This window comes from Shewanella sp. DW31 (genome assembly GCF_015767295.1).
Lineage (GTDB): Bacteria > Pseudomonadota > Gammaproteobacteria > Enterobacterales > Shewanellaceae > Shewanella > Shewanella oncorhynchi.
Genome location: NZ_JADWMP020000013.1, coordinates 114,203 through 137,130, shown reverse-complemented (window position 1 = coordinate 137,130; position 22,928 = coordinate 114,203). Strand labels below are relative to the sequence as shown.

Below are 22,928 nucleotides of genomic sequence, written 5' to 3'. Positions count from 1 at the left end.
TTGTGCTGCGAAGAAACTAGCTGAACTCTCATTAATTCATGGTTGTTGGGGTTATGAATTATGAGGGGATCCTACAGGGCTCGACGACGGCATCCATGCCGTCAACGGTCACTTACATGCCAATGCTTAATCCCGCCAACCCATCCAGTAATCTGAATGCCTTCCTACAAACATACACTTTGCAAATTTAACAATGGGTGGCTCATTAGATTTTCTTTTTTTGTTTATCAAACTTCGTTTGATTGTTTTTTTTAAAAGTCAAAGTCGTGGGTCTTCAACCCACACCCGACCAAGAGGGGATCAACAGCAACCCCCCTCTTGGATCTCCCTTGCCGCCCCTAGCGAAGTTACATGTATTAGAGACTGATCTCATACTCCAATGAAAATTGCCTAACAGCTCAGATAAAACCATATTCCCCAGAGCCTGCACCATCATCCACGCTGTCGCCACGGCATTTTTATCTACGTATTTCGATAACTTCGCAGGGGAAAGTGAACTCCTGCTGCCACTGTGCTAGTTTCGAATATAATAGTTATGGCAGTACAGCATTTCTATTTCTGATAATTGAAGTTGGTGTGGTACTTTTAGTTATACAACGAAGTGAAATGGTATGGTCAGCAAATGTTAACAGGAGTTATGAAATGGATTTATCAAAGGCATTTGAAATTTTTAAAAATGATTTATTTTCCATTAACATTCAAGAGGCGCAGACCAGGAAAATTTCAAATTCACTTATTGAAGAAAATATAAAAAACGTCCAAAAAATTAAAGAAGAATCAGATATCAAGTTTTATGGGCAATCACATACAATGTGGTTCCATCGCGCTGACTGTAATGAAATAGTACATTACGGAACAAAAGATATATCAACGGAAGAGATTACTAATCTGCTTATTAAAGATAAAAATCGCCAGTTTCAATGGCAACTTGCAGAGGCATATGAAGCGTATGAGGACTTTATTGAAAGAGTTTATGCATATGTTGGCGCGTCCAACAATGCTTACTGGAAAAGTGACCAAAAAGTATTGCTAAATAATAATGACAATATTGATACATGCCTATCCATCATAAAGGATGAAAAAAATCGTAGATCATTTTCACAAAAATGCATGTTAAATCAACTAAGGCATAATTTTACTGAGATTACAAAACTTGAATCAACTAATGTTCTTAAATGTAATCTGAAATTTTACTTATCATTAATAGAGCAGTTGCGTCATCAGATCATTCATACTAGAGGGGTTATTACTAGGGAAGATATTTTTATTAAAAAAGTATTCGAAGGCCTAGGTATTGCTGATAAAGATGATTTAATTCTACTTATAAATATTATTTTAGATAAAAATAAGAGTGGTGTACTACACATTAATCTATTAGAACGCCAGAATACTCATTCAGTGGGATATAAAAATATTGCTAAACATCTTAGAGAGTTGCTTTTAACCCACGCACATCTTATATACGAAGTAATTAGGAAATCAGAAATAAATCCGGCCACCCAAGTTAAAGCAACATAATATACTTAGGCCTGCCTTTAAGTAACGAAAAAATCACTTAGTAACAAAAAGACTGACAAGGTAGGGTTCAAATGGGTAATGATGGGCTAAATAGTGCTATTCAACTGAAAAATGGTGATTTTTAGCAAGAGTCATCCAACCATTATCTGGTTGACCGTTTTGAAAGGTAAAGCCGATGAGTCAGCCTGCCTTGAGGTGCAGGCAGCAAGACGCAAAATGCCGTCGTCGCTTTTCTAGGTGTACGCAGTAATCGGTCAGTTCTTGCAATGTTCCCACAGGGCCATGAAACAACTTGCCAAACTCTGTGGTGAGCTTGAGCCAGTTGTCTTGCTAGATATTCAACCTTGTGAGTAACTTAGGAAGCAAAGATAGGACATGCATAACTCTCTTGGGATTGCGGCCAACACCACGGCGACAGAAGTTCACTATCCCCTCGGAGTTGCCGCAGGGCATTTGCGTTCGTTGTGTGATCGAGGCATGGTCGTTCTCGTGCATCAGACCCATAGGGAAATGTCAGAATGATGTATGGAACATCATTGACCATGCACTTCACGACATTCAGGCATCCTGCCTATCAGATGCTGAGATAGTGTCAGTCGAATCAGGGACGAGCGTCTGACGCGATAGCATAAGAGCGCTAATTGCCCAAGGGGTTTTCAACTCCGTTGGGGGCGTCATGGCTGATTGTTTATAAATAGGAAGGAGGATAGGACGAGCAGTCCTCCTTGGTCGACTCTTTATTAAAAATCAGAGGGTGAAGCCCCACGACGTTGATTTTGACTTTGATTTAAAAAATAAAAACTCGGAGGTGCTTATTAGTAATATAAAAAAGGTGTGACACTTAGCGTGTCACACCTAGATAATTAATTCTTAAATTATAAATATCAACAACAAATAATTAGAAGCGATATTCAACACCGATACTGGCTTGATTAAAGTCTGTATCTGTTTTTCCGCCATTGGCGACGCTATCGACATTAATATCTGCATCATACCAAGTGTACTCAGCATTAATTAAAAATCGATCTGTGACTTTAAATGCCACACCGGCGCCGGCGAATACACCTTCGCCATCGTCATTGCCAGAAAAACCGACGACGTCATAATCTGTCGAATACCATAACTGACCACCTTTAGCATATAGCTCTACTCGGTCTGCAATGGGAAGCATGACTTTAAGGGCTGCCGTATAACCATCGGTTTCGGCATTGGCTAAACCATTACCATAATCACCAAAGTTAATGTAACTACCTTCAAGAGCAAGGTATTTATTAAACTTATAACCAACAAGGCCCTGCATTACATCACTATTATCATCAAAATCATCATCGCCATCGACTTTTAAATAACCGTAGTTAGCGCCGACATAGATTCCGTTTTCTGCGGCATCGCTGTTGCTCATGTTATCAGCATGAGAATATGCACTAAAAGAGGCTAAAGAAATAATGGCAGCTAAAGTAAGAATGGGATTTTTCATAAAGTACTCCTAGTTAATTATTTAAATACACTAAGGACATTACAAAAATAATGCCAACCTCGCAAAACCACACTCAGATCAATACATAATGAAAATAATAACCTTACTTATCAATGCCATAGATTTATTTTAATATTTTAAATTCAAGTTAACTATTTTTATAAAACACATGAAACTTTTTTCATACTTACACTAAAGCCGTGCTAATTCTGTCTTAATGTATTTATTGCCTGTGAAATTGTAACTATTTCATAGGCAATAAAATAAACATACAACTTTATTACATTCAATTAATTCTATTATCATTTCTATTGTGCGACTTCTTTATTAAAGCAAGTTTATTAAAGCAAGCTTTAACAGGAATACTGTGCCGCAGAGTTATGGATGACGAACTGATTGTTAAACATGGACGTTATTTGGCAAGGAATATCCAAAAGGGGAACTGGTACTTTCCCCTTTGGTCAACTCTTGATGAAAAATCAAGAGTGAAGCCTACAACTTTAATTTGGCTTTAAATAAAAACAGACTGAAAGAGAAGCGAGATTTAACAAGTCACACTGACATTATGAGCAGACCTTCTGTTATCAAACTTCAACAGAAGGTCAAATCTTCACACAAACAAACAGCGCATTACCTGATGCTAAATCCCACGGGACAATTCTTTCATAATCGTGTTCGAAAACATGCACTTCAAAATAGGGCGCTAACAATTCCTGCAGCTCAGTGAAGCTGGTAGCGACCATAGCATGTTGATCTTGCCATTGCTCAATACTGTGGACTTCTTGTAAGCCCACTTCTTGCAAACCTGCGGCGTGTAACCCAGCTTCCAGCGAGCCTAAGCCTTTCATATCAGAGACAGGTAAAGGCGAGACCTCAGCAAACGGCTGACTGCTTTTGGCAATACTCAACTTTAATGACTGTTTTTCACCTTGCCCACTGTAATGCCAGCCAGATTCGAAGGCGAAATGGCTACCATCAAACTCGGCAAAATGCTTAACCGAACTTGTGTTATCGATTCTGTGCTTATCGACAGTATTAAAACAAAACAGCCCACCATCATTAAGTGCGCTATGCACACTGGCGATACAGCTTTTAAGGCGTTCGATGCAAGCACTGTAATGGATGGAGTATAAAAAACAGGTAATCAAATCGACGCGCTCTTCTAAATAAAAAGCCGTCATATCTTGGAGGTTAAACTGAGCTTCAGGGCAACGACGCATGGCCATGTCTAGCATAGGCTGATTGATATCTAGGCCACTGCACTGATAACCAAGGTCGATAAAATGCCGCACATGCGGACCGGTGCCACAGGCTAAATCAAGATGTTGCTTACCATTATTACCGAGGAACTGATGCAGACGATGGATACTCGCGCTCTGTTGATGGTAGTTGATATCGGAACACATTAAATCGTAATAACCGGATAAATCGGTATAGAGCGCGTTGGAAGACATAGTAGCGAATAGGTAACAAGGGCAATTTTAGGTGGCGCATGATATATCAGTTAGCCGATATCAGAAACAACGAATTATCCATCGAGTCTTAGCACGTGTTATCACTCTAATCGTGCAACGATATCAATCCACCTAACCATTTACTTTGGGGCGCGAAAGCTCAGCTCTTCATAGGAACTTAAATATTCGAGTTGTGGTTTGGCAAAATAATACCCCTGAAAATACTCAATCCCTATTCCAGCGAGATAATTAAGTTCGGCTTCAGTCTCAATGCCTTCGGCCAAAACTCTTGTATTAAGCTCTAAACAAATACGCAGTATTTCATCCACTGCTAACTGCTTTTCTCTATCGAGATCGATATCACGGATCAAGGTCATATCAAGTTTTAATACTTGAGGGCGCAGGGCTTCGAGCCAGCTTAAATCAGCAAAACCACTGCCAAAATCATCGATTGCCGTGATAAAACCACGCTTAGCATAGCTCTCGAAGATACGGACTAATTTTGCCCGATCAACAATTTGCTCGCCCTCAGTCACTTCGAACATGATTTTGTGAATATCAAACCCATACATGTCGGCGGCTTCAATCGTCGCGCGGATACAGGTCTCAGGGTTATATACGGCATTAGGTAAAAAGTTGATACTGAGCATCTTATCGAGTCCCAGCTTTGAAGCGGTTTCTATCGCTTTAACACGGCAAGCCTGATCAAAATAGTATTTATTATTTTCATTAATCCGCTCAAACACCCACGCAGCCCCTTCACCATCAGGGCCTCTGACCAAGGCTTCATAACCGCTAATCTCACGACTAGGCCAATGGATAATAGGTTGAAATGCCATTCGAATTTCAAATCCTAATGACTTACCACTTAAGCAATCCATGCAAGTTTGTTGCTTTATTCGAGCGGGGAAATCCATAAACGGCCTCCTAAACATTAACCTTACTAGTGTGAGGATAAATACTTAAATTTGCCAGTTTTTACTGTTCATCATCCTAATAAAATCCATCACATATAGAGTGAAGAATGCTATTTCCAAAAATATAAAATGATTGTAAACGGCATAAAAAATAAAATGGATGAATTCTAATAGGAGCTTCATCCATCACCATATGCCTCTGACTGATTTACTTCAGTTTATAAATCACTTCAACTCTATCTTCTATGCTCACTTGGCCGTACTGATAGCTCTCGGCGGCGCCCATGGCATCGGCTTTAGCGCTCATGCGTAACATGACAGGTTGCACAGGGCGTTGATCGTAATAACGGATCTGCCAGATCTTACCTAGATTTTCACCAAAGCCTTTAGCCAAAGATTCGGCTTTTTGTTTGGCATCCACAATCGCAGCTTGACGTGCTTTGGCGACGTATTCAGCTTCTTTACTCGACTTAAGGGCGATGTTATTGACCCGATTCATGCCCTCTTCTAAGGCTGAATCTAAAATAGCATTCAAGCGGCTTAAGTCTGTTACCGTCACGGTAATTTGGCGACTGGCAGTATAACCCGTCAGCTCTGGCGCTTTATCCTGCACATAGACGTATTGCGGTTGAAGATTTAAATTCGCACTCTGGATCTGATCTTTAGTCACACCCGCTGCGGTGAGACGGGCGATAAACTTAGCCACGGCGGCATCGGAATTATCTTTGGCGGCTTTAGCGGTTTTTTCGGTCACGGCCACTTCCACATTCACATCCGCCATATCGGGCTCGACTTGGATTTGACTCACACCCATGGTTTCAATATGCGGGAAATCGACCTCCGCGGCGAGTACCGCTGGCGCCATAAACGCACTAGAAAAAAGACCACCCGCCACCAATACCGCTAAAAGAGAATTTTTCATAACTTACTCCAAAATAATGTGCTTATACCTAAACCACTTCAAATAGAACGCATATTCAAAACGAGACGGCTAAAACGACTGTGTCGCTTATTTAGCGCTTAGGCTATCAGTAAAAAGTGCCAATACTTGTGCCAATATGTAACAGCATCAAGACATTGTCTCTTGTCCCTATAAACGCGGCCAATTTTAAAAAGGGTTAATTTTTCTGAAAATTTTTTAGCGCTTTTTATCCAGATGAGTTCGACCTTGGATCTTTGGCTTGTCTTCCTATATCCACACCCAAAATAGGCCTTAGGGTTAACTGGCATATTCAGCGCCCCAGTTGTACACTTTTCAGCCAAAGCTACTGTACCTTTTAATCACTTCAGGTATAATCCGCCAACTTTTTTAAGGCGGCTTATACCTCAGCGAGAAACCATGACAGTTGAAACTTTTAAACCCAAGCAAACGACCACGCTTGATATCCCAGTAAAAACATTAGAAGCAGCAAGCACTAATGCTGTTACCACTGGGAATCGCATCGGTTTCGTGTCTTTGGGCTGCCCAAAAAACCTCGTGGATTCAGAGCGTATTCTGACTCAGTTACGCATCGACGGCTACGAAGTCACTAACAGCTACGACAATGCCGACTTAGTTATCGTCAATACCTGCGGCTTTATCGATGCCGCGGTGGAAGAATCTCTGGATGCTGTGCGTGAAGCCTTAGAAGAAAACGGCAAAGTGATCGTCACTGGCTGCCTTGGCGCCAAAGAAAACCAAATCCGCGAAGTGCACCCAGATGTGTTAGAAATCACTGGCCCACATAGCTACGAAGCCGTGTTGAAGCATGTTCACAAGTACGTGCCTAAGCCAGAGCACAACCCTTTCACCTCATTAATCCCACAAACTGGGGTTAAGTTAACGCCTAAGCATTACGCTTATTTAAAGATTTCAGAAGGTTGCGACAACCGTTGTACTTTCTGCATTATTCCTTCGCTACGTGGCGATCTCGACAGCCGTCCAGCGGGCAGCATCTTAGATGAAGCTAAGCGTTTAGTGGAATCAGGCGTACAAGAAATTTTAGTTGTGAGCCAAGACACCTCGGCCTACGGCAAAGACAAAGGCGGTCGTACCGATTTTTGGAACGGTATGCCAGTCAAACAAGACATTACTAGCCTAGCGCGCCAACTGGGTAAAATGGGCGCTTGGGTGCGTCTGCATTACATCTATCCCTACCCATGGGTTGACGATTTAATCCCGCTAATGGCGGAAGGTTTGATCCTGCCGTATTTGGATATTCCAATGCAGCATGCTAGCCCGCGCATCCTCAAGATGATGAAGCGTCCAGGTCGTGTTGACCGTCAGTTAGAAGCGATTCAACGCTGGCGTGAAATCTGCCCAGATCTAGTGATCCGCTCAACCTTCATCGTTGGCTTCCCAGGTGAAACCGAAGAGGATTTCCAAATCCTGCTCGATTTCTTGAAAGAAGCTCGTCTCGACCGCGTAGGTTGCTTTAAATATTCTGAAGTCGATGGCGCTGTCGCCAACACTATCGCTGAGCTTATCAGCGAAGAGGTTAAAGAAGACAGATACCACAGATTTATGGAACTCCAAGCCGAGATCAGCGCCGAGCGTTTAGCCCGTTTCGTTGGCCGTACTTTAGATATTCTGATTGATGATGTAGACGAAGAAGGCGCCATTGGCCGCAGCTTCGCCGATGCACCTGAAATCGACGGCATGGTGTTTATCAATGGTGAAACTGAGCTGGAACCTGGTATGTTGGTTCGTGCCCGCATCACCCATTCAGATGAACACGATCTGTGGGCCGAAGTAGTCGACGCTGACACCCAAGACTAAGCCGTTCTGATATAGGACAGGCTATGACTCAAAAAGCGAACCTCTGGTTCGCTTTTTGTTTTTATCATTTCGTAAGCATTAACACTGCGAATGCTTCAGAATCCTTACTCCACTGTTTGGCCTCACTATCTATTTCACTTATTTATCAACGGCTAGGCTGTGACGTTATGAATTAAGCATTAAGCATCGGGTCCCAACATCTTATTGACATCGACCCACAGCTCGAACTCTTCTGCTGTCACAAACTCAAGTTCTAATGCCGCTTGGCGCAGTGTCTTATGCTCGCTATGGGCTTTTTTGGCTATCTTAGCGGCCTTTTCATAACCGATATGTTGATTCAGCGCCGTCACTAACATGAGTGAATTTTCCACATGCTGCACGATTTGCGGCTCATTCGCCACTATGCCGACTACGCAATGATCATTAAACGACTGGCAAGCATTCCCCAATAAGCGCCCCGATTGCAGCACATTGGCGATAATCATCGGCTTAAATACATTGAGCTCAAACTGACCATTGCTGCCGCCAATCCCAACGGCGACATCATTACCCATGATTTGCGCACACACCATAGTCATAGCCTCGACCTGAGTCGGGTTCACTTTTCCTGGCATGATCGACGAACCGGGTTCATTTTCAGGCAGTAATAACTCACCAATACCACAACGCGGGCCAGAACCTAACATCCTAATATCATTTGCGATCTTCATTAAACCTACCGCCGCCACTTTATAGGCCGCCGACAGTGCGACTAATTCATCGTGGGCAGCAAGGGCAGCAAACTTATTCGGCGCCGTCACAAAGGGCAAGCCCGTGAGTTTTGCGATATTGTCCGCCACCTTAACGGCGTAATCCTTGTGTGTATTCAGCCCAGTGCCGACGGCGGTCGCACCTAAAGCTAACTCGGCCACACGCTTAAGACTGTGCTCAATGCCTTCGATGGCCTGACTTAACTGCGCGGCATAACCCGAAAACTCTTGGCCTAAGGTTAACGGTGTTGCATCCATAAAATGTGTGCGACCGATTTTAACGATTTGCGCAAACTCCTCGGCCTTCTTCTGTAAGCTCTGCTGCAATAACCTCATGCAGGGCAAAACGAGCTCAACCGCTTGGCGATAGGCGGCAATGTGCATGGCGGTGGGAAAAGTATCGTTGGAGGATTGCGAGCGGTTAACATCGTCATTGGGGTGCAAGCATTTAACCGCATCGATAAGTTGCCCACCCGAGAGCACATGGCCGCGATAGGCAATCACCTCATTGACGTTCATATTGGTTTGCGTGCCCGAGCCCGTTTGCCAAATCACTAAAGGAAATTGCGCATCGAGTTCGCCTGCAATCAGCTCATCGCACACTTGGGCAATCAGTTGAGCTTTAGCTTGAGTCAAAGTGCCAAGTTGTTGATTGGTAATGGCGGCGGCTTTCTTTAAATAGCCAAAAGCGTGGATCACTTCGACAGGCATAGATGCCTCAGCACCAATACGAAAGTGCTGCCGCGAACGCTCGGTTTGTGCGCCCCAATAACAATCGGCGGGGACTTTCACCTCACCCATAGTGTCGTGTTCAACTCGATATTGCTGTGCCATGTGCATCTCCTTCGCTAAAACGCTCTAAGCGTTCACCATACTCGCTCAGGGCGAAAGTACAATTAACCTCCAACAAGGAGTATCAATAATAAGGCTGATTTAAGCGTAAAGATTGGCGTAAAGGCAGGTGGAGGAGCATTAATTAGCAGGATTAACGAGGCACTAACACAGCAGACTAAAGCAGCGAACTGAAGCAGATTAACAAAAGCGCAGACCTAGAAAGTCAAAAGGGGCATCGCCCTTGTGCTGATGCCCCTTTCGGTTTTGTGCTTTACGATCGTATGATCCTTTGCCCTTTTTCGCTTTCTCGGTGCGGGTCCTAAACAAGGGACTCGTCACTAACGCTTTAAGTGCGTTGTCGGTAATGGTGCCTCGACCACTTTCGTGTTCTAAGGGCATATTTTGCGGTTTTTGCTTAGTCATTTATACCTCACTGCTTAATGAAAGTTAAGCCCATAGCCTAACAGCGCAAACTATAACGCAATCAAATCAGATGTACAGAGTTTGTGCACTCCAACATAAAAAATGACTTTAACTAGTAGGAAAGTATGATAGATTATTCAAATAAAAATAATATATTAGCTTAATAATCAATAAGATTTTATTAATAGGTTTAGTGAGTAAATTTTGCCATAACCTTTATTGGCACTCAGGTTACACTTTGTAATCGACAGATAAGGAGATCAATTTGACATCCGCGTTAGTCGCTCAACCTTGGCTCGGCGCACTGCTCTTGCTAATAACGCTTCAAGCCCCGCTTGCCAACGCTTTTTCCAGTTCAGACTCCTGCGTGATGACCATGGGGTATCGCACCAGCGAACGCTTACCCTTTATCGGAGACGAGTCCAATAACACGGGATTTTATCACGAACTCTATCAAGCGGCGGCGGACAAGATTGGCTGCAAACTCAATGTGGTGCGCGCACCTAAATTACGTATTCTGCGGGATCTCAAACTCGGCAATATCGATTTTTATCCCGGCCTTAATTTCACCGAAGAGCGGGCTCAATACGCGCATTTTATCCCCAATGGACTTTCACAACGTGCGATTGGCATTAGCCGTGCTGGCGCAGCCGATATTCGCTCCATTGAACAGTTAGCCCATAATGAGATGACCCTCTTAATCGCCCCCGGCAGTTACGACTTTGGCGGCTTACCCGACAAAATCAAGGTACGCAAACCGCCTGAGTTAACCGTCCCTAAGGCCTTGGATTATTTGCTTTCAAACCAAGGGGACTTTTTTATTTATGATCAAACCACTTTGCATTATTACCTCAAAAATCGCGACCAAAGCCAGTTTAAACTCCACTACCACTACAGCGAATTACCGCAGGAAATGTACCTCGGTTTCTCGAAAAAAAGCCGCCACTACCGCGGTAGACACAACCCCAACTATCGCGCCGATATCCCCATCAGCCCAGATAACAGTCCCACAGTATTAACACCAGATTCTAAAGTCTTTGAATTTGCCAAAGCACTCGCCGCTATGGATTCCCAAGGTGAAACTCAGCGCTTGTATAGCAAGTATTTTGGCTAGCTTAAATCACAAAAAGTACCGCTAACGCAGAGTTCTATTGGACCTCTTATCAATTGAGGTACCAATAAAGAGCTAAGAGAATCATGCCTAACTGATTAAAAAGTGGAAAACTTGTCTTCTGCTCAAGCCATATTCTGATGTTTTAACTCGCTTTGTTACCCTCTGCGACAATATGCCGCACCTGCCACACTGAGATGCTCTTTATAATGCAGCGCAATTAATCCAAGTGAATGGAAGACAATAAGATGGCTGCAAATTCTGCGTATTTATCTCACCCGTTTAAAACTTCAGTAATTTCCTCATCCCTCGCAATCGCCATGGGTTTATCACTAGCGCCACAGGCCATGGCTGACGACAGCGAATTAGCCAATATTGAACGCTTAGAGGTCCATGGCCAACAGACCGAAAACCGTAACGCCTTAGGTTCGGCGGAAAATCTACTGAAAGGGCAAGGAGTCGATTTCTCCGAAGCGGGCGGCGTATCGGCCCTACCTATCCTCAATGGCATGATGGGCGATCGCATCAAAGTGCTGGTTGATGGCGCAGACATTACCGCGTCCTGTGCCAACCAAATGAATCCACCACTGTCCTATATCTCCGCCAATCAAATCACCACAGCCGAAGTTATCGCGGGCGTATCGCCAGTCAGTGCCGGTGGCGACAATATTGCGGGCGTGATTAAGGTTAGCAGCCTTAACCCTAAATTTGGTGAAAGCGAGGCTATCAAGTGGAATAGTGGCGATATTTCAACTGGATATCGCAGTGTGAGTGACACTTTATTACTCGGCACCAACGCCACTGTCGCAAGCAAAAATGTCAGCCTTAGCTACCAAGGCGCCTATGAAGATGCCAACAGCTATAAAGATGGCAATGGCGATAAAGTCATCGATACCCTGTACAGCGCACAAAACCATGCTCTGACCGCCGCATGGCGCGATGAGACTCAAGAAGTTGCCATAAAATTGACCCACCAAAATATTCCATTCCAAGGTTTTGCTAACCAATATATGGATATGACGGATAACAAGAGTTACGGTGCCCTCGCCCGTTATCAACTCAAACTCGACGATGACGGTGAATTCAGTGCCCAAGTAAACTGGCACGGCGTGAAACACGAGATGGGCTTTTTCACCCCAGAAAAAACCGGCAAGATGCCAATGAACACTGAAGGTGATGACTACAGCTATCAACTACACTGGCGCTTGCCAATGGGTGATGACAGCACCTTACTGGTCGGCCAAGAATACTATAGCTACCAGCTCGACGATGTTTGGCCTGCGGTGCCTGGCACTATGATGGCGCCCAATGACTACATCAACATCAACGATGGTGAACGCCGCCGCGCCGCCGTTTATGGCGAATGGCAGCAAGATTTAAGTCAAAGCTGGTGGTTATCGGCGGGTGTTCGCTTTGAGTATGTCACCACCAATACCGGTGAAGTCCAAGCCTATAGCAACATGCCTATGATGGGCATGCCTAATGTCGACGCAGAAGCGGCAAAAGCCTTTAATGCGATGGACAGAAAACGTGATGATAATCTGATCGATGCCACCTTGCTGGCGCGCTATCAATTATCTACTAATCAACAACTTGAGTTTGGTTTAGCCCGCAAGAATCGTGCACCGAATCTATACGAACGTTACAGCTGGGGCCGCGGCACTATGGCGACCACTATGATAGGTTGGTATGGTGATGGTAATGGTTATGTGGGTAATCTGGATCTTAAACCAGAAACCGCCCATACCCTGAGCGCAGCCTACAAATATAACGATGATAGCTGGCAAGTCTCGACCACGGCTTGGTACACAGCTGTAACTGACTATGTCGATGCCGAAGTCATTGGTAGCTTCAATCGCACCAGTTCGCCTGATGGCAAACGCAATATTCTCCAATTCACTAACTTAGATGCCAATCTCTATGGCGCACGTTTTAATGCGCTCTACCAGTTTGCCGAAACCAGCACAGGTAAATGGCAAGTGTTAGGCAAAGTGAATGTAACCCGTGGCGAGCGAGATGAAGGTGATGAACCTTTATATCAAATCAAGCCGTTGCAAACTGAGCTGGCACTGCAACATCAGTTAGGTCAATGGGAAAACAGTCTTTCATGGCAATGGGTTGCGACCAAAGATCGCGTAGATGACCGCCGCCTTGAAAATGAAACCGACAGTTACTCCTTGCTCAATTTGAACAGCAGTATGAAGTGGCAGGATCTGACTGTTACCTTCGCCGTGAATAATCTGTTCGACAGCTACTATGAGCTGCCACTGGGCGGCGTGAGTGTGGCTGAATTTAAGGCCGATAATACCAATGGCTTTAACCAGATTGCCGGTGCAGGTCGCTCGTTTGAACTCAGCGCAAGTTATGCATTTTAACGACTGATTTTAAAGGCACTGTTTTTAACAACATAGTTTTTAACCACATGGTTTTTAACTGCACGGCTTTTAGGTCGAACAGATCTAATCCGAACGTTAAACAAAAAGGGCAAGCAGATTAAGTGATTAATCGCTTGCCCTTTTTTATGCTCAAACCACATTCATGCCACTAATACTAAAGCACTGGCACTAAAACACTGAGACGACTTAAGCGCACTATGCAGCACGGCTGAACGAGTGACACTATGGATTAGTTACCCGCAATCTTCATTTCAGATAACAAGATACCGCCGGTACGAATCGATGAGCGCAGATCAAAATCCTTACTCACGGCTTGCACGCCACGGAACATCTCTTTTAAGTTACCCGCAATAGTGATCTCTTCCACTGGATATTGGATCTCACCGTTTTCAACGTAGAAACCCGCCGCACCACGGGAATAATCGCCCGTTACCATGTTCACGCCTTGGCCCATGACTTCGGTCACAATCAAACCTGTGCCCATGTCTTTCACCAATTCGTCGAAGGTTTGGCCAGTGTGGCCGAGCGTCCAGTTATAAATACCGCCCGCATGGCCCGTGTTGGTTAAGCCTAACTTGCGCGCCGAGTAACTGGTCAGCAAATAGGTTTCTAACATGCCGCGGTCAATAATGCGTCTGTCTTGGGTCGCCACGCCTTCACTGTCGTAGTTCGCGCTTGCCAATGCGCCCAGTAAATGCGGCTGCTCTTCGATATTAAACCAATCGGGGAAGATTTGGGTGTTGATCGAATCCAATAAGAAACTGGATTTACGGTATAAACTGCCACCGCTGATCGCACCGATAAAGTGGCCGATTAACCCTGTGGCGATATCTGGCGCTAATAAAATGGGTAAACGCGTCGTCGCGATCTTGCGCGCACCGAGGCGGCTTACTGTCTTCTCGGCGGTCTTTAAACCTACCGTTTCAGGTGCAAGCATCTCGCTGAATTTACGGGCGATAGTGTAATCGTAATCCCGTTGCATATTGCCTTCGCTATCTTCACCGATCACGCTGCAACTTAAGCTATAACGCGAGCTGCAATAACCGTTTAAGAAACCGTGGCTGTTGCCATACACTTTAACCGCAGTGTGAGCATTGGCACTGGCGCCGTCGGAATTATTGATACGTGGATCGGCATCGAGCGCCGCAGTTTCGGCGCGGATTGCCAGTTGCGCTAACTCATCGGGGGAAATATCTTGTGGATAATACAGTTGAAGATCGCGGATCTGATTTGCCATCAAGGCTTTATCGGCAAGACCACTGAATGGATCCGGAGAAGTATAACGGGCGATATCGTCGGCCGCTTTTACCGCGAGGGCGATGGCCTCTGGACTTAAATCCGACGTCGATGAACTGCCCTTGCAACCATCGCGGTAAACCGTAATTCCTAAGGCACCATCTTTATTAAATTCAACGGTTTCAACTTCTTTTAAACGGGTAGAAACCGACAAACCTTGTTGTTTACTGATCGCCACTTCGGCAGCGTTCGTTCCTAATTTGTTGGCATATTCCAGCGCCACGGCCACCGCATCTTTCAGCGCGCCCAATTCACTATCGATTCTGTTCAAAGACACAAAGCTACTCTTTCGTTGTCGGCAATTGCCGTAGCATAACAAACACAAATCCCATTCACATTAATTATTCGCGGCTGACTTAGGCTTGAGAGCGTATCCTATACCCAAACAACCTGAAGATGCAGGATTCAGCGGGAGTTTAATGCACTTTAGGCAAGGCGGTTATTTGCGGACCTAGTGGACTAAGTTAAAAATAACCAACGCAGCATAAAGTGCGTTAAAACCCGCCGGGACGGAGCGCCTAGGGCACTTCACTTCCGTGTTGCATCAATTCAAAAGGTAGCCGACATTCTGTCATTGCTGCGCCTTGAATTGAAGCACCCTATGCGCTCTGAAACTCGTATCTTCAGGTAGCTTGGGTATAAACACATTCACCTAGGCGATTTTTGGCTGGAGATGTTATTATTAGCCAGTAAATTACTTGAGGTTTTATCTATATGAAGATTGTTGGTGATTCAGAACATTTTAAACAGCCCTACGACATAGATGAAGATTATGTCAGCAGCAAAACAACGGACAAGCGTGATAGCGAAGCCGTGCAAAAAGTCGGTATGGAGCTTGTTTCACTGAGCAAGACTCAGCTAGATAAAATCGAGCTGGATGAGTTTTTGTACGACGCTATCCTGCAAACACGCAAAATCAAGGTCAATACTGAGGCGTATCGTCGCCACATGCAGTATATCGGCAAATTGATGCGTAATTTTGATATTGAGCCTATCAAGGCTTCACTCGCTATCGTTTTGAATAAAAACAACAACGAGACCGCTAAGTTACAAATGTTCGAAAAAATGCGTGAACGCTTACTCACCCAAGGTGATGATGAGATTCAAACTGTCGTCGAGCATTATCCGCAATTAGACAGACAAAAACTGCGTACTTTGGTGCGTCAAGCCACCAAAGAACTGGCCAAAAGCCCAGAGTCAAAATCATCTAAAGAGCTGTTTAAATATCTACGCAGCGAAATCCAAGACTAATTAACTTCAGCCCCACAAGGATGTTGCTTATGCGACTTAGCAAAACGTTATCGGTATTTTCTTGGGTATTACTGGGCGCATTAGCGCTCAGTGGTTGTAATGGCGCAGCTGATGGCACCGACACTGACGGAACAACAGACAGCTACAGCTTAACGCTGGGCTATAAAACTGTAGTTAACGGCAAGTGCGCCGATGCAACCACCAATTTAAGCTTTGCCTCCGATACGAGTTTTTGTGCCGTCGCTACCTTAAAAAAGGGTTCGAGTAAACTTAGCGGCCAACTGATTAGCTTCGCTGCGACCTTAGGTACTGTTGCGCCAGCAACAAAACTCACCAATGCAGATGGCGTTGCTGAAGTCATCATTTCTAACCCTGCATTAACAGCAGAAGCTGGTACGGTAACGGCGAGCTATACGCCGTCTGATGCAGACGCATTAACTGCAAGCCGTAACTACGAGTTCGTTGGTTCAGGCAATGGCAACACCATTGAAACACCTAAACTCAGCGCCAGTATTTTAAGCAGCTCAGCCTTAGTCACTCGCTTTAAAGTCGATGAGGCGGTGCAATTACAAGCCATATTGCTCGATAGCGAAAGCAAAGGTATCGAAGGCGCTAAAGTCACCTTTACTGCAGGTTCAGCGGCGCTCAATCCTGCCAGTGCGTTGACCAACACTCAAGGTATTGCGCAGGTACCCTATACGCCAAGTGCAACTGAATTAGGGGCAAATGCCTTAACGGTCACTGTGGACTATCAAGGTCAATCGCTGCAAACCAGCAGTTTGTATGAAGTGTTGAGTAAAGATGCAGTCAATCAAGAAGGCACGCTGAAACTCGGCTCATTCAATGGCGCAGTCTTTACCGAAGGTCAATTGGCGAGCACCTTAACGGCCGATGCCAATGGCAAATATAAAATCAGCGCAGGCGGTAGTTTTGGTGTAAGTGCAAGTTTAGTATTAGAGGCCAATGACGGCACGGTTACACGAGTACAAACACCCTCTTCCATCAGCTTTAGCTCAGATTGCACCACAAACAATAGCGCCACACTCGATACCCCAGTTACGACTTTATCGGGTAATGCAAGCTCGACCTTCCAAGACACAAGTTGCAGTGGTAACAGTGGACGTAGCGACCAAATCATCGCCACGACAGTGGCGGGGAATCAAACGCTCACGGCGAATTTCCTATTCACACTGCAACGCCAAACGCTTGCCAGCTTAAGTTTTGAGTCGGCAGAGCCTGCACAAATTCGCATCAAAGGTGCGGGCGGCACAGGTTCAAGCGAATCCTCTTTAGTCAGCTTCAAAGTCACCAGCGCCAATGGCCAACCCGCAGCGCAACAGAATGTCAGCTTTACCTTAGATACGGTTGTCGGTGGTTTAAGTTTTGCCAATGGCACTGCGAATGCGCAAAGCCTGACTAACTCCCAAGGTATCGCCAGTGTGCGCGTATTATCCGGTACAGTCCCCACGCCAGTGCGCGTAGTCGCTACTGCAGTTGATACTGATACTAAAGAAGTTATCACTAGCCAATCAGAGCAACTGACCGTCAATACTGGCTTGCCGCAACAGCTTGGATTTAGTCTATCAACGACAGTATTCAATCCAGAAGCAGGTGACTTTAATGGTGAAACTGCAACGATCACCATACGAGCCTCCGATAGTTTTGGTAATCCAGCGCCCGATGATACTGCTGTCAACTTCACGACAGAAGGTGGCCAGATCCCAACATCATGTTTAACTAAAAATGGGACATGTAGCGTTGTTTGGACTTCACAAACTGCACGAGTACCCGATCACCGCATCACGATTCTCGCTTATGCCTTAGGTCACGAAACCTTCTTCGATACCAATGGCAATAACATCTTTGATGATGCTGATGTTAGTAAAGACATCAATGGCACGCCTGTGCCTGACTTGGCTTGTTTAACGAATTCAGGCGTTGTGAAAAAATGCACAGGCAATGGTATGGACATCGAAGCCTATCTTCCTAGTGGTTTTAGTGATCTAGGTGATGCGTTTAGGGATGACAATGAAGATGGCATTAGGAATTCAGCCGAACCATTTTGGAATACTCAAGCAAAAGAATATAGTTTTGCCGATGGTAAATTTAACGGTCCACAATGCGAAAGCGCACTCTGCGGCAAAGGCCAAGCCAATAAAACCTATATCCGCAAAGCCTTAGTAATGAGCATGTCAGGCTCACAGGCTTATATCAGTGTGATGCAAGACGGTGTGTTATTGCCGAGTGTGAATGACATCAAGCCTGTGGCCGTTGGTGCTAGTTCTGAGTTTGTAGTATTTGTCCACGACAGTGCGAATCAAATCATGCCAGCTCAGACAAGTATCGAACTTTGCGTGGATTGTGCTGGAACGCCTAAAACCTTCGAGGTTCCCAATACTGTGTATGCGAAAGGCAGTCTAGGTTCACCACTGAAATTTACGGCATCGGCCAACACCAGCGTATCGGTGAAAGTCACGACCCCTAAAAATGTGGTCACTGATAACTTAGGTTTCACAGTGCCATCGCTTTAAAACGTGATTAAGCAAACTAAAAAGACCCGCGAATGCGGGTCTTTTTATTGGAGGATTTTATTAGAGGATGACAACCCACGGCCCTTAGATCTACTACACATCTTTAGTTATAGCTGTGCATCTATGAGCCATGACTCTCACTAATTTTATAACTCTTAATTTTATAGCTCTACTGCACGGCGTAAACGGAAACTCCGTAAAGCCAAATACAATGCTCCCACAGCCGCCCATATAAGCCCCAGCTCTAATGATTGTGGCTCTAAGTTTGCCCAAAGCACGCCAATAGTGCCGGCGCCACACAGGGGCAATACTAAGTATTGTAAGTGGTCTCTAAAAGATTTATTACGTCGATCCCTTAGGTAAAACTGCACAATCACGGATAAGTTTACGAAGGTGAACGCCACTAAAGCGCCAAAATTCACTAAGGCTAGCGCCATTTCCAAATCAAATGAGACGGCAGACAGCGCAAGCGCCCCCACCAACAAGACATTAAATGCAGGGGTTCGCCATCTAGGATGGATATAAGCAAACCCTTTACGTGGCAACATATTATCCCGCCCCATCACATATAAAATCCGTGCAACCCCAGCATGGGCAGCCATACCGGATGCCAATACGGCAACAGTGGTCGCCACTAATACGATGGACTGGAATAGATTACCACCCACATAGAGTGCAATTTCAGGCAATACCGCATCAAGCTGTTGAAAGCGGGAAATATCGGGGAAATAGAGCTGCAAAAAATAAGACACGCCAACAAAAATCACGCCACCGAGCAAAGCCGTCAACACAATCGCGCGAGGAATAACACGTTGAGCATCTTTAGTTTCTTCAGTCAGTGAACTTAACCCGTCAAAGCCGAGGAAGGAGAAACACAGAATCGTCGCCCCTGTGAATAATGGCGCCATCGCCATATTATCGGCATAAAATGGTCGCACACTCGCGACGACACCTTCGCCTTCACCGAGGGAAATGCTATAGGCCATTAGACCAATGAACACCACAATAATGGCGATCTGTGCAAACACTATCACCCCATTAAAGTTCGCGACTAGATCAATCCCCTTGAGATTAAGCAAGGTCATTATGGTCACAAGAGCGAAAATAAAGATCCAAGGTTCGACGCTGGGAAACATGGCGGTTAAATAGATTTTTGCGAGCAACATATTGATCATTGGCATAAACATATAGTCCAGCAGCGATGACCAACCCACCATAAAACCAACATTCGGGCTAAAGGTTTTTTGAGCATAAGTGTAGGCTGAACCTGCATAGGGATATTTACGTACCAAATGACCGTAACTAAACGCGGTAAATAAAATCCCCGCCAATGCGAATAGATAAGACGTAGCCACATGGCCAGAGGTGATCTCGGAAACAATACCAAAGGTGTCAAAAACGGCCATCGGCGTGAGATAGGCAAGCCCCATCACCACCACTTGCCATAAGTTGAGGGTCTGCTTCAAACCCGGATTTTGTTGGCTCATCAGCACACCCCCATTGTACAGGGTTGAACACCTAAGCACGCATCTGCAATTAGTTTTTGCTTGCGGCTAACCGTCTGCACTCTCGGTTTAATGGCTAACGCAACAAATTGATTTACAACAACTACCGACAATCCGGTACACAACAGCCCCATTGGTCTTTCCTCAGTAAAATAGGTTCAACTGAACCTCATATCATTTCCGGATGTTTACCGGCCTCAATTGTTTTAAAACACATACGCCATAAATAAAAAATAACCGAGATACTGAGTATCTCGGCTATTTTTTCGGCGCGCATTCTCCCCCAAAACCAATAAGAAGACAACCCAATAAAAATATTAAGTGATCCGCAATCTGTGATGGCTTAGTGAAAAACGACAGAATCCAAGTACAAGACTTGATATCAGCTCACGATCCTCAATCTGCTTTAATCAGAACCAAGATCTCCCTTTGTCGATACATTAGAAGAATCACCAGCAGCACTGCGCAGCAAGGTTTGTAATTGTTGTAGCTCGAGTCTGATGGCTTTCAACTCCTCGTGCATTTGTCTTTGTTCCTGCTCCAAGACTTGTTTGTCCTGCTCACGCTCTAATGCATGCTCTTCGTCACTGAAGGTTTGCATGGTATTGACGATAATCGCAATAAACAAATTTAGCATAGTGAAAGTAGCCACCAGAATAAATGGCACGAAAAATACCCAAGCATAAGGGTAAACTTCCATCACTGGCCGCGAAATTCCCATAGACCAGCTTTCAAGCGTCATTATTTGAAATAGGGTATAAAACGAATCAGCAATGGTGCCAAACCATTCCGGAAACTTACCCCCAAAGATTTTGGTGGCGATCACCGCAAACACATAATAAATCAACAGTAATACCGTGGCGATCGATGCCAATCCAGGAAGTGATCCCAACAGAGCTGACACGACCCGTTTCATTGATGGCACAATTGTTAACACTCTCAGCACCCGCAACACCCGTAGCGAACGCAGTACAGCCAGAGGCCCAGATGCAGGGATCAGTGCAATCACTATCACAGTAAAATCGAACACACTCCAAGGGTCTTTAAAAAATTTCCCCCTGTAGGCATAAATCCGCAGCAATAACTCCACGACAAATACACTCAGCAGCACCTTATCAAGACTCATCAACAAAGTACCGTATTGCGCCATCAGGCTGGCTGAGGTCTCCATACCTAACTGCACCGCGTTGATTAAAATCAATGTCAAAATAAAATGACCAAACCAGTTTTGCTCAACCAAGCTAATCACTCGTGCCTGCAAACCCGTTGGTGCGTTAAGTAAAGATGTACTCATGTCGACTCCTATAATCACAATTGCGGCGATTGTAGCGAGTGCGCTTTCAGATGCCCAGTTTTTACGGTGGGTTAAATAACAACAGGGTTAAATGCAGTGGATTGAGTAAGATTTGGATAATATGAACAGCAACTTTTATGAGGGGGTGGGTAAAACGTCATTACGTCCTCAGTAAACGATTAACACTCGCCAATAAATATAAATCTAAGGTATCGCTAAAAACTAATGGGTACCAATCAGCAACAATCTCGCTCGACGCTTAATCCCCAACATCGCTAGGCCGAAAAATACCGCAAATAAGCCCCAGAGTTGCAGCCATTTTGGCATCACACTCGCCCAACTTGCGCCCATTTGATTGAGTTCTAGCATGCCCATAATCGCGGGTACGGCAGGAATAAACTGTGAGCCGAGTACTAAAGGTTCTGGGATCAGTGCTATCGGCCACACAAAACCTGACACGAATAGAATAGGCATAGAGATCAGCAGTAGCACTTGGGTGGGTAAATCACGGCGAGTGAATAAGGTGCTCATGGCAACACCTGCGGCGGCGGTAGCCAGTAAAAACGGCAATAACCACAGCGCAACTAAGCCAAGGCTCGCTTGAATACTCACGTTATACCAGTGATAACAATAGCCCACATAAAAGCTGGTAAAGAAGATATAAATCAACATGAAAGCAAGAATACGACCACAGACTAATTGCACCGGTGACACCTGCTGCCAATACCCTTTATGCCGCCATTGCCCGGCCCCTAAAATGCCAGTACCTATGAGTAAGGTTTGGTGCAAAATCAGCAAGAACAATCCAGGTACCACATAGGGCGTATAACCTAGGCTCTGGTTAAAAGCAGGCACACTGTTAAGATGAAGCGAGTTTAAACTCTCTTGGGCCTGCTTAGGATTTTGTCCTTGAGCAAGCATGCCAATCAATTGCACTTGTTTACCCGCATCCATTCCAGCGCTAACTAAGCCTTCAACAACCGCGGAATAAATCAAAAAGTAACTAGCATCACCGCCATAGCTTAGCGTCACACCTTTACCGAGCAATAAATCGCGACGGAATCCTTCTGGGATCACAAGTAAGCCGTGGGCCTTACGCGTCTCAATAAAACGCTTCGCCTCGGTAATCGAACCGACTTGGCCTATGACTTGAATTTTTGCGCTGGCATCGGCATGACGGATCAATTGACGGCTTAGGGAAGAATGATCTAAGTCCACCACGATCAGTTGTTGCTCGGTCGGCACTTGATTCAGATAGGGTAAAGGATACAAAACCGAATAAAATAGTACACCGCCAAATAAGGTCACAGCGATCGCTTTATCGCTAATAATGGCTTTAAACTCAGTGAGGATAAGTCGCCACAGACTGAGCTGACGTGGTGTGTTTGCGTGTTCGCTATTGGATAAATTCATC

Annotated in this window: 17 protein-coding genes and 1 pseudogene; 7 read left to right on the top strand and 11 right to left on the bottom strand. The window is 45.0% G+C overall.

Going from position 1 to position 22,928, the window contains the following annotated elements; genetic code table 11:
* The first annotated feature begins 642 nt into the window (after nucleotides 1-642).
* Entirely contained in the window at nucleotides 643-1,518 is an 876-nt protein-coding gene (locus GWI56_RS12690; RefSeq protein WP_198573082.1) for a hypothetical protein, read from the top strand.
* 180 nt (nucleotides 1,519-1,698) lie between these two features.
* Here the strand turns inward: GWI56_RS12690 and GWI56_RS21720 are convergent.
* Nucleotides 1,699-1,875: pseudogene (locus tag GWI56_RS21720) on the bottom strand (transposase); the annotation flags it as partial.
* Nucleotides 1,876-1,893: 18 nt separating this feature from the next.
* On the opposite strand from GWI56_RS21720, the gene GWI56_RS12685 reads away from it, so the two are divergent.
* The gene (locus GWI56_RS12685; protein ID WP_198573081.1) at nucleotides 1,894-2,040 is read left to right on the top strand and encodes a hypothetical protein; all 147 of its coding nucleotides are present in this window, start codon (nucleotides 1,894-1,896) and stop codon (nucleotides 2,038-2,040) included.
* 376 nt (nucleotides 2,041-2,416) lie between these two features.
* Here the strand turns inward: GWI56_RS12685 and GWI56_RS12680 are convergent, their stop codons facing one another.
* The 4 genes from GWI56_RS12680 to GWI56_RS12665 form a co-directional block, all read right to left on the bottom strand.
* On the bottom strand, nucleotides 2,417-2,995 hold the full coding sequence (locus tag GWI56_RS12680) for a porin family protein (RefSeq protein ID WP_105251308.1): 579 nt from the start codon (nucleotides 2,993-2,995) through the stop codon (nucleotides 2,417-2,419).
* 602 nt (nucleotides 2,996-3,597) lie between these two features.
* Nucleotides 3,598-4,449 carry a class I SAM-dependent methyltransferase gene (locus GWI56_RS12675; protein ID WP_198573080.1) on the bottom strand — a complete coding sequence of 284 codons (852 nt, stop codon included), beginning with the start codon at nucleotides 4,447-4,449 and terminating at the stop codon, nucleotides 3,598-3,600.
* A gap of 140 nt (nucleotides 4,450-4,589) precedes the next feature.
* Complete coding sequence (locus GWI56_RS12670; RefSeq protein ID WP_198573079.1) at nucleotides 4,590-5,366, bottom strand: EAL domain-containing protein; 777 nt, start codon at nucleotides 5,364-5,366, stop codon at nucleotides 4,590-4,592.
* A gap of 208 nt (nucleotides 5,367-5,574) precedes the next feature.
* A complete protein-coding gene (locus tag GWI56_RS12665) occupies nucleotides 5,575-6,288 on the bottom strand; it encodes an oxidative stress defense protein (protein ID WP_006083233.1) in 714 nt (237 codons plus the stop codon).
* 417 nt (nucleotides 6,289-6,705) lie between these two features.
* On the opposite strand from GWI56_RS12665, the gene rimO reads away from it, so the two are divergent.
* The gene (gene rimO, locus GWI56_RS12660; protein ID WP_198573078.1) at nucleotides 6,706-8,124 is read left to right on the top strand and encodes a 30S ribosomal protein S12 methylthiotransferase RimO; all 1,419 of its coding nucleotides are present in this window, start codon (nucleotides 6,706-6,708) and stop codon (nucleotides 8,122-8,124) included.
* A gap of 179 nt (nucleotides 8,125-8,303) precedes the next feature.
* On the opposite strand, the gene fumC is transcribed toward rimO, so the two are convergent.
* Both fumC and GWI56_RS12650 read right to left on the bottom strand, forming a co-directional pair.
* Complete coding sequence (fumC, locus tag GWI56_RS12655) at nucleotides 8,304-9,707, bottom strand: class II fumarate hydratase (RefSeq protein WP_198573077.1); 1,404 nt, start codon at nucleotides 9,705-9,707, stop codon at nucleotides 8,304-8,306.
* Nucleotides 9,708-9,905: 198 nt separating this feature from the next.
* The gene (locus GWI56_RS12650; RefSeq protein ID WP_131523432.1) at nucleotides 9,906-10,130 is read right to left on the bottom strand and encodes a ribosome alternative rescue factor ArfA; all 225 of its coding nucleotides are present in this window, start codon (nucleotides 10,128-10,130) and stop codon (nucleotides 9,906-9,908) included.
* Nucleotides 10,131-10,395: 265 nt separating this feature from the next.
* Between GWI56_RS12650 and GWI56_RS12645 the strand changes: the two genes are divergently transcribed.
* Complete coding sequence (locus GWI56_RS12645; RefSeq protein ID WP_198573076.1) at nucleotides 10,396-11,244, top strand: transporter substrate-binding domain-containing protein; 849 nt, start codon at nucleotides 10,396-10,398, stop codon at nucleotides 11,242-11,244.
* 245 nt (nucleotides 11,245-11,489) lie between these two features.
* Nucleotides 11,490-13,616 (top strand): TonB-dependent receptor, encoded by a 2,127-nt coding sequence (locus GWI56_RS12640; RefSeq protein WP_198573075.1) that lies wholly within the window; start codon nucleotides 11,490-11,492, stop codon nucleotides 13,614-13,616.
* Nucleotides 13,617-13,866: 250 nt separating this feature from the next.
* Here GWI56_RS12640 and pmbA read toward each other — a convergent pair whose 3' ends face one another.
* Nucleotides 13,867-15,210, bottom strand: coding sequence for a metalloprotease PmbA (gene pmbA, locus GWI56_RS12635; RefSeq protein WP_105251299.1), 1,344 nt, complete (start codon nucleotides 15,208-15,210; stop codon nucleotides 13,867-13,869).
* A 437-nt stretch (nucleotides 15,211-15,647) separates the two neighbouring features.
* Between pmbA and yjgA the strand changes: the two genes are divergently transcribed.
* Nucleotides 15,648-16,184: a ribosome biogenesis factor YjgA gene (yjgA, locus tag GWI56_RS12630; protein ID WP_198573074.1), complete on the top strand. Its 537-nt coding sequence runs from the start codon at nucleotides 15,648-15,650 to the stop codon at nucleotides 16,182-16,184.
* A 29-nt stretch (nucleotides 16,185-16,213) separates the two neighbouring features.
* Nucleotides 16,214-18,715, top strand: coding sequence for an Ig-like domain-containing protein (locus GWI56_RS12625; protein ID WP_198573073.1), 2,502 nt, complete (start codon nucleotides 16,214-16,216; stop codon nucleotides 18,713-18,715).
* Nucleotides 18,716-18,876: 161 nt separating this feature from the next.
* Here the strand turns inward: GWI56_RS12625 and GWI56_RS12620 are convergent, their stop codons facing one another.
* The 3 genes from GWI56_RS12620 to GWI56_RS12610 form a co-directional block, all read right to left on the bottom strand.
* A complete protein-coding gene (locus GWI56_RS12620) occupies nucleotides 18,877-20,202 on the bottom strand; it encodes an APC family permease (protein WP_198573072.1) in 1,326 nt (441 codons plus the stop codon).
* A 424-nt stretch (nucleotides 20,203-20,626) separates the two neighbouring features.
* Nucleotides 20,627-21,514, bottom strand: a complete 888-nt coding sequence (locus GWI56_RS12615; protein WP_198573071.1) for an ion transporter — start codon at nucleotides 21,512-21,514, stop codon at nucleotides 20,627-20,629.
* Nucleotides 21,515-21,736: 222 nt separating this feature from the next.
* Nucleotides 21,737-22,927, bottom strand: a complete 1,191-nt coding sequence (locus tag GWI56_RS12610) for an ABC transporter permease (protein ID WP_198573070.1) — start codon at nucleotides 22,925-22,927, stop codon at nucleotides 21,737-21,739.
* Nucleotide 22,928 lies beyond the last annotated feature (1 nt).